Source organism: Catenuloplanes sp. NPDC051500, assembly GCF_044454585.1.
GTDB lineage: Bacteria > Actinomycetota > Actinomycetes > Mycobacteriales > Micromonosporaceae > Catenuloplanes.
Genome location: NZ_JBITDX010000041.1, coordinates 1 through 6,750 on the forward strand (window position 1 = coordinate 1; position 6,750 = coordinate 6,750).

5 protein-coding genes are annotated in these 6,750 nt (G+C 71.2%); all 5 read left to right on the forward strand.

What is annotated here, in order from left to right; translation table 11 throughout:
• The first annotated feature begins 155 nt into the window (after positions 1 to 155).
• The 5 genes from rsmA to ACIA8K_RS39765 all read left to right on the forward strand — a co-directional run bounded on the left by rsmA (position 156) and on the right by ACIA8K_RS39765 (position 5,158).
• Positions 156 to 1,073: a 16S rRNA (adenine(1518)-N(6)/adenine(1519)-N(6))-dimethyltransferase RsmA gene (rsmA, locus tag ACIA8K_RS39745; RefSeq protein WP_396068677.1), complete on the forward strand. Its 918-nt coding sequence runs from the start codon at positions 156 to 158 to the stop codon at positions 1,071 to 1,073.
• A gap of 128 nt (positions 1,074 to 1,201) precedes the next feature.
• Positions 1,202 to 2,152 (forward strand): 4-(cytidine 5'-diphospho)-2-C-methyl-D-erythritol kinase, encoded by a 951-nt coding sequence (locus ACIA8K_RS39750; protein ID WP_396068678.1) that lies wholly within the window; start codon positions 1,202 to 1,204, stop codon positions 2,150 to 2,152.
• A 16-nt stretch (positions 2,153 to 2,168) separates the two neighbouring features.
• Positions 2,169 to 3,974, forward strand: coding sequence for an ABC-F family ATP-binding cassette domain-containing protein (locus ACIA8K_RS39755; RefSeq protein ID WP_396068679.1), 1,806 nt, complete (start codon positions 2,169 to 2,171; stop codon positions 3,972 to 3,974).
• Between the two features lie 115 nt (positions 3,975 to 4,089).
• Positions 4,090 to 4,533: a DUF4383 domain-containing protein gene (locus ACIA8K_RS39760; protein WP_396068680.1), complete on the forward strand. Its 444-nt coding sequence runs from the start codon at positions 4,090 to 4,092 to the stop codon at positions 4,531 to 4,533.
• Positions 4,534 to 4,696: 163 nt separating this feature from the next.
• Complete coding sequence (locus tag ACIA8K_RS39765) at positions 4,697 to 5,158, forward strand: DUF4383 domain-containing protein (RefSeq protein ID WP_396068681.1); 462 nt, start codon at positions 4,697 to 4,699, stop codon at positions 5,156 to 5,158.
• Positions 5,159 to 6,750: the final 1,592 nt, after the last annotated feature.

Here is a 6,750-nt window from a genome sequence, read left to right on the forward strand (position 1 = left end):
TGGACCGCCACCACCGAATCGATCCTCGCAAAAGTCCGACGTGGACGCGTCGCCCTCCAACAAACGACTACTCAAAACTGAGACAGAACACTAGCTCCAGCTCAGAACCGCTCCCCCGCAGACGCTGCGGGGGAGCGGTTCTAGGATCTCGCCTCATGGACGGACTACTGGGCCCCGCGGAGATCCGTGAGCTGGCGGCGGGCCTCGGCGTGTCGCCGACCAAGAGACTCGGGCAGAACTTCGTCCACGACCCGAACACGGTCCGCCGCATCGTGGCGGCCGCCGGCCTCGGCCCGGACGACGTGGCGCTTGAGGTCGGCCCCGGCCTGGGCTCGCTCACGCTCGGCCTGCTCGGCGTCGCGCGTCACGTGCACGCCGTGGAGATCGATCCGGTCCTCGCCGCCCGCCTGCCGCAGACGGCCGCGGAGCGCCTGCCGGACCTGGCGGACCGGCTCACCGTGCACCTGCAGGACGCGCTCCGGCTCACCGCGCTCCCGGACCCGGCGCCGACCGCGCTCGTCGCGAACCTGCCGTACAACGTGGCGGTCCCGGTCGTGCTGCATCTGCTGGCCACGCTGCCGAGCCTGCGCAGCGGCCTGGTGATGGTGCAGAAGGAGGTCGCGGACCGGCTGGTCGCCGGCCCCGGCTCCAAGATCTACGGCGTGCCGTCGGTGAAGCTCGCCTGGTACGGCACCGCAAAGGCGGCCGGCAAGGTCCCGCCGAACGTGTTCTGGCCGGTCCCGAACGTGGACTCCGGCCTCGTCGCCTTCACCCGCCGGGAGCAGCCGCGCGACGGCGTACCCCGGGAGGCGGTCTTCGCTGTTGTCGACGCGGCGTTCGCGCAACGGCGCAAGACGCTCCGCGCGGCGCTGGCCGGCTGGGCTGGGGGAGCGGACCGCGCCGAGCAGACGCTCACCACCGCGGGCGTGGATCCGCGGGTCCGGGGCGAGCAGCTGGACGTGGAGAGCTTCATCGCGATCGCCACCGCCGCGGCGGCCGCCGGCATCGGCACGGCAGCGGCTCGCGGCGCTGGCGTGACCGCGGCCGGCGGTCCGGGCCCGGCGGGTTCCTAGCCCCGGGCGGGCGTGGCGGTAGAGTTGCGCCCAGCCGAGCGGACGAGGAGGTGGGCGGCGATGATCGACACGGTGGGTGGAAGCGACATGGTGGGTGGACAGGCCGTCCCGGGCCGGGGAGCCGATCGGTGACGGAGGCCTGGAGACCGGAGGACGACCGTCCCCGGATGGCGATGGCGGGCCCGGTGCGGGTCCGCGTTCCCTCGAAGATCAACCTGCACCTCGGCGTGGGGCCGCTGCGCGACGACGGTTTCCATGAGCTGAACACCGTCTACCAGGCGATCTCGCTCTACGACGAGCTGACCGCGCGGCGCGGCGACACGCTGAGCCTCACCATGGAGGGTGAGGGCACCGGCTCGCTCGCGCTCGACGGCACCAACCTGATCATCCGCGCGGTGCAGGCGCTTGCCGACTACGCCCGCGTCCCGGCCCACGCCCGGCTGCACCTGAAGAAGCAGATCCCGCTCGCCGCCGGTCTGGCCGGTGGCAGCGCGGACGCGGCCGCCGCCCTTGTCGCCTGCGACGCGCTCTGGGGCATCGGCCTCTCCCGGGACCAGTTGGCCGAGGTCGCGGCCACGCTCGGCTCTGACGTGCCGTTCCTGATCTACGGCGGCACCGCGCTCGGCACCGGTCACGGCGAGACGATCAGCCCGGTCCTGGTCCGGCCGAATTCCTGGCACTGGGTGGTCGCGGTCGCGGACGGCGGCCTCGCCACCCCCGACGTCTTCCGTGAGCTGGACCGGCTGCGCGCCGGCCTGGACGCCCCCCAGCCGATCGGCGCCGCCGATTCGCTGCTGGCCGCGCTCCGGCAGCGCGACCCGGCCGTGCTTGCCGCCGCGCTCGGCAACGACCTGCAGGCGGCCTCGCTCTCGCTCCGGCCCGGCCTGGCGGACCTGCTCAAGGCCGGACTCGCGGCCGGGGCCTGTGCCAGCCTGGTCTCCGGCTCCGGCCCGACCTGCCTTTTCCTCGCCCGCGACGCAGCACACGCCGAGTCGCTCACCGCGGAGATCGAGGCGTCCGGCCTCTGCCGCGCCGCCGGGCCCGCCTACGGTCCCGTGCCCGGCGCCCGCATTCTGTAAGAAAATCTGGGGAGTTATGGCGAACCTGGTCAACCTTGACCGTGTCTCGAAGGGCTACGGCGCCGTCGGCGCACTGCTCACGAACGTGTCGCTCGGGCTGGAGGACACCGACCGCATCGGCGTCGTCGGCCTGAACGGTGCCGGCAAGAGCACGCTGCTGCGCATGCTCATCAAGCAGGAGGAGCCGGACGAGGGCCGCGTGACACACCGCCGCGACCTGCGCGTGGCCTCGCTCCCGCAGACGTTCCAGCTGGACGGGGAGGCCTCCGTCCGGGACGTGGTGCTCGGCACCGCGTGGCTGGACGAGGGCTTCGGTGCGGAGCACGAGTGGGCCGGTGACGCCGGTGTGCGCGCGACGCTTGACGGGCTGGGCATGCCGCACCTCGGGCTGGACCAGCCGGTCGGCCCGATGTCCGGTGGCGAGCGGCGCCGGGTGGCGCTTGCCGCGCTGCTGATCCGCACGTCCGACCTGCTGATCCTGGACGAGCCGACAAACCATCTGGATGTGGCAGGCGTCAACTGGCTCGCCGACCACCTGCTGAAGCGCCGCGGCGCGCTGATCGTGGTCACCCACGATCGCTGGTTCCTCGACGCGGTCTGCACCTCCACCTGGGAGGTCGCGGACCAGACCGTGCGCGCCTACGAGGGTGGGTACGCGGCCTGGACGCTGGCCCGGGTCGAGCGCGAGCGGGTCGCCGCCGCGGTCGAGGCCCGCAGGCAGAACCTGTTGCGCAAGGAGATCGCCTGGCTGCGGCGGGGGCCGCCGGCGCGTACCTCCAAGCCGCAGTTCCGGATCGACGCGGCCAACGCGCTGATCGCGGACGTGCCGCCGGCCCGGGACTCGGTGTCGCTGACCCGGCTTGCCACGTCGCGGCTCGGCAAGCAGGTCTACGACCTGGAGGGCGTGACGCTGCACGCAGGCCCCAAGGAGATCCTGAAGGACGTCACCTGGCGGATCGGGCCCGGCGACCGGATCGCGCTGCTCGGTGCGAACGGCGCGGGTAAGACCACGCTGCTGCGCCTGCTGGCCGGCATCACCCAGCCGGACGGCGGCGTCTTCCGCCGGGGCCAGACCGTGAAGGCCGCGTTCCTCTCCCAGGAGCTGCACGAGCTGCCCGGCCATCTGCGGCTGCTGGAGGCGGTCGAGGAGGTCGCCCGGCGCGTCCAGCTCGGCGACCGGGACCTCTCCGCGTCCCAGCTGGCCGAGGTCTTCGGATTCACCGACAAGCGGCTCTGGACGCCGGTCTCCGACCTGTCCGGTGGCGAGCGGCGGCGGCTGCAGCTGCTCCGCCTGCTGGCCGGCGAGCCGAACCTGCTGCTCCTCGACGAGCCCACAAACGACCTGGACACGGACACGCTTGCCTCGCTCGAGGACCTGCTTGACACCTGGCCGGGCACGCTGATCGTGGCCAGCCACGACCGGTACCTGGTGGAGCGGGTCACCGACACCGCGTACGGGCTGCTCGGCGACGGCAAGATCAGCCACCTGGTGGGCGGCATCGACGAGTACCTGGAGCGCATCGGCTCGGTCCCGGCGGCCACGATCTCGTCGACCTCGTCGTCGAAGTCCGCGACCGGCCCGTCCTCCTCCTCGCTCTCCGCCGCCGACGTGCGCTCCGGGAAGAAGGAGCTCGGCAAGCTGGAGCGCACTGTCTCCCGGCTGGAGCTGAAGTCGAAGCAGCTGCACGAGCAACTGGCCGCCAACGCCACCGACTACGCCAAGATCTCGGAGCTGGACGCGCAGCTCAAGGCGGTGCAGGCGGAGATGGCCGAGGCCGAGGAAGCGTGGCTGGAGCTGGCCGACAAGCTCGGCGACGGGTGAGCTGGACCGCGTCCCGCCGGGGCTCCTGCGGCCCCGGCGGCCACGTGCGTCACAATCTCGATTCGGATGATCGCGGCGTGCGACCGGCGTACGCCCCCCTTGGAGGCTGAGGACCATGGCGTCGCACATGCCCGTCAACCACCCGCTGCGGCCGATCTACCGCATCGTCGGTGGCCTGAGTGGGCTCTACATGATCGTGTTCGGGGTGCTCGGCGCGATCTCGACAGGTGGCGAGCCGCCGCTGGGCATCGGTGTCGGCGAGGTGCTCGGCCAGGGCACCAACCTGGCGAACTCGCTGCTCGCGATCGTGATCGGCGCGCTCGTCGTGCTCGGCACCGTGATCGGGCGGAACGCGGACACGCTGGCATTCACCTACCTCGGGTGGGGGATGCTCGTCGTCGGCATGATGTTCCTGGCCGTGATCCGTACCGACGCGAACGTGCTCAACCACTCGATCAACACCACGATCGTGTGGTTCGTGGTCGGCACGCTGCTGATCACCGCGGGCCTCTACTCGCGCAGCACCGCCACCGGCCGCGCGGTCGCCGCCGCGCACTGACCCGCTCGCCGAACCGCCCACGGTGCTCCCGCACCTTGGGCGGTTTTGTGCATATACGCAGGTGCAGTGGGGAAGGATGGAGTCGAGGTGTCGCCGCGCGCCGCGCGGGAACACCGCATCCATGACGGACAAGCGCGCGAGGAGCGTGGGCGAAGTGGCTCACATGCCGATCAATCACCCCCTGCGGCCGTTCTACCGGGCGGTGTCCGGCCTGTGCGGCATCGTCATCCTGGCCTTCGGCATCCTGGGCGTGATTGCCTCAAGCGGTGAGGACTTCTTCTCCCGGGAGAGCATCTGGGCGCTCTGGATGCGGACCAACATGGCGTTCTCGCTGCTCTCCATCGTGCTCGGCGCGATCCTGGTGGGCGGCTACGCGATCGGCGGCGAGCTCAGCCACCGGATCAACTACTACGGCAGCTGGCTGCTGCTGGCCGGCGGCTTGGCCGGGATCGCGGTCATGCGCACCGACGTCAACATCTTCAACTGGTCCATGGTCAACGTGATCGTCTCGCTGATCATCGGCACGCTGGTCCTCACCGCCGGCCTCTACGACAAGCCCGGCCCCACCGAGCCCGCAGGCGAAGCCGCCATCCGCCACAACCGCGCGCTCCCCGCCAAATCCTGAAAAATCAGGACATTTTCCCACTCTGTGGTGGCTGACGGCCCGCACGCTCCCGCGGGCCAACCTCACGCCGGGCTCCGCTGGCGCTCCGCACGCCGCTCGGATCCGGTCCCGTCGCCGGTCCCGCCAATCAAAGATCCACCCGGCACCCGCCCACCCAGCTCTCCACCGGCCTTTGCTCTGCTTACCTGAACAAATCGGTCAGCCAGCCGCCCTCTTCCAGGCCGCTCACCCCACGCCGTCAAGTCGCAGGCTCGGTGACGGGCCGGGAGGTGGCGGCGCGTGCGCGGGCGATCCAACTGGCGCGCTCCGCGTGGCGGCGAGCGCGCCGACGTCCGGGCGCCTGCCGCCTGCCGCCGTGTGCCGTCGCCTGCTGCCGTGTGCCGTCGCCTGCTGCCGTGTGCCGTCGCCTGCCGCCGTGTGCCGGGTCACCGGGTCACCGGGTCACCATGTGCCGGGTGCCGGGTGCCGGGTGCCGGGTGCCGAGTGCCGAGTGCCTGATCATGGCCGTATGTACGGTAGCCACGTTCTGGCGGCCTCAAAGCGTGGCTAACGTGCATGCGGCCATGATCAGCTACTTGGAGCCGCGACGGCTGGGGGATAAATCGCTTTATAAGGGGCTGCCGCGCGTGGGTAAGCAGAGCAAAGGTGGCGGGGCGGTGGGGGATTGATCTTCGGGGGCGCGACGGGGCCGGCTCGAAGCGACGTGCGGGGCGCCAGCGGAACTCGCCGCGGAGGTTTGCCCGCGGGAGCGACTCTGTTGCCCATTCGCGTCCGACCGTTTGGGGACCGACGGTCGAATGGGCTGGGGCGTGGTGAGTGGTTTCGGTCGGTTGTTGCGGTTGCGGAGGGCGAGCGGCACGGCCGTCGTCTCGGTGGCGGCGGGCAGAGGCGGCTTTGGGCCGAGGCGGCTGCGAACCGGGGCAGCCGCGGACCGAGGCGGCTGCGAACCGAGGCAGCTGCGAACCGAGGCAGCTGCGAACCGGGGCATCCGCGAACGAGGCGGCTGCGGACCGAGGCAGCCGCGAACGAGGCAGCTGCGGCTTGGGCGGGCACAAGGGCCGGCACCGAGGCCGCGGGTTCCGCCGTCGTGCGGGTCAGTCGTGGCACTTCGGCAGGTCTCAGGGCCGGGCATGAACGCAAACCCACACCGGATCCACATATATCAGGACACAGCTAGCGCTCACGGCCCGCGTCAGGTGGAGGCCCCGCGGTCAGTGCCCAGGTCTGAGCGCTACGCGCCCGACATGTCGTTATATGAGTGCCTGCCTGCGCGTTCTTCCTGACGCCGAAGGCGCAGGAAGGCCCACGTCAAGATCCTTGCGGCTCTGGTGGCCCTTATGCGAGCGCGATAAGGGCCACCAGAGCCGCAAGGATCTTGCATCCCGCCAGATGGACGGGAGATCCCGCACAACGAACCCATCTCGGCGCGGCGCGTCCGGGCTGCCGTTGCCCTGGCGCGGCGGCACGCGAGAGCCAAGATCGGCTTGCTCTTCGGCGAGCTCTTGGCTTCGGTGCCAGTCCTTGCAACCACTCAGACCGAGATCGACCGGCTCTCCCGGCCACATCGCTCTCTCGGTGCAGGCCCTTGCGAC

Bases quoted from the DNA above. Each gene is read 5' to 3' on its own strand.
- rsmA (WP_396068677.1), top strand. From the start codon at position 156: ATGGACGGACTACTGGGCCCCGCGGAGATCCGTGAGCTGGCGGCGGGC.
- ACIA8K_RS39755 (WP_396068679.1), top strand. From the start codon at position 2,169: ATGGCGAACCTGGTCAACCTTGACCGTGTCTCGAAGGGCTACGGCGCC.
- ACIA8K_RS39760 (WP_396068680.1), top strand. From the start codon at position 4,090: ATGGCGTCGCACATGCCCGTCAACCACCCGCTGCGGCCGATCTACCGC.
- ACIA8K_RS39765 (WP_396068681.1), top strand. From the start codon at position 4,697: ATGCCGATCAATCACCCCCTGCGGCCGTTCTACCGGGCGGTGTCCGGC.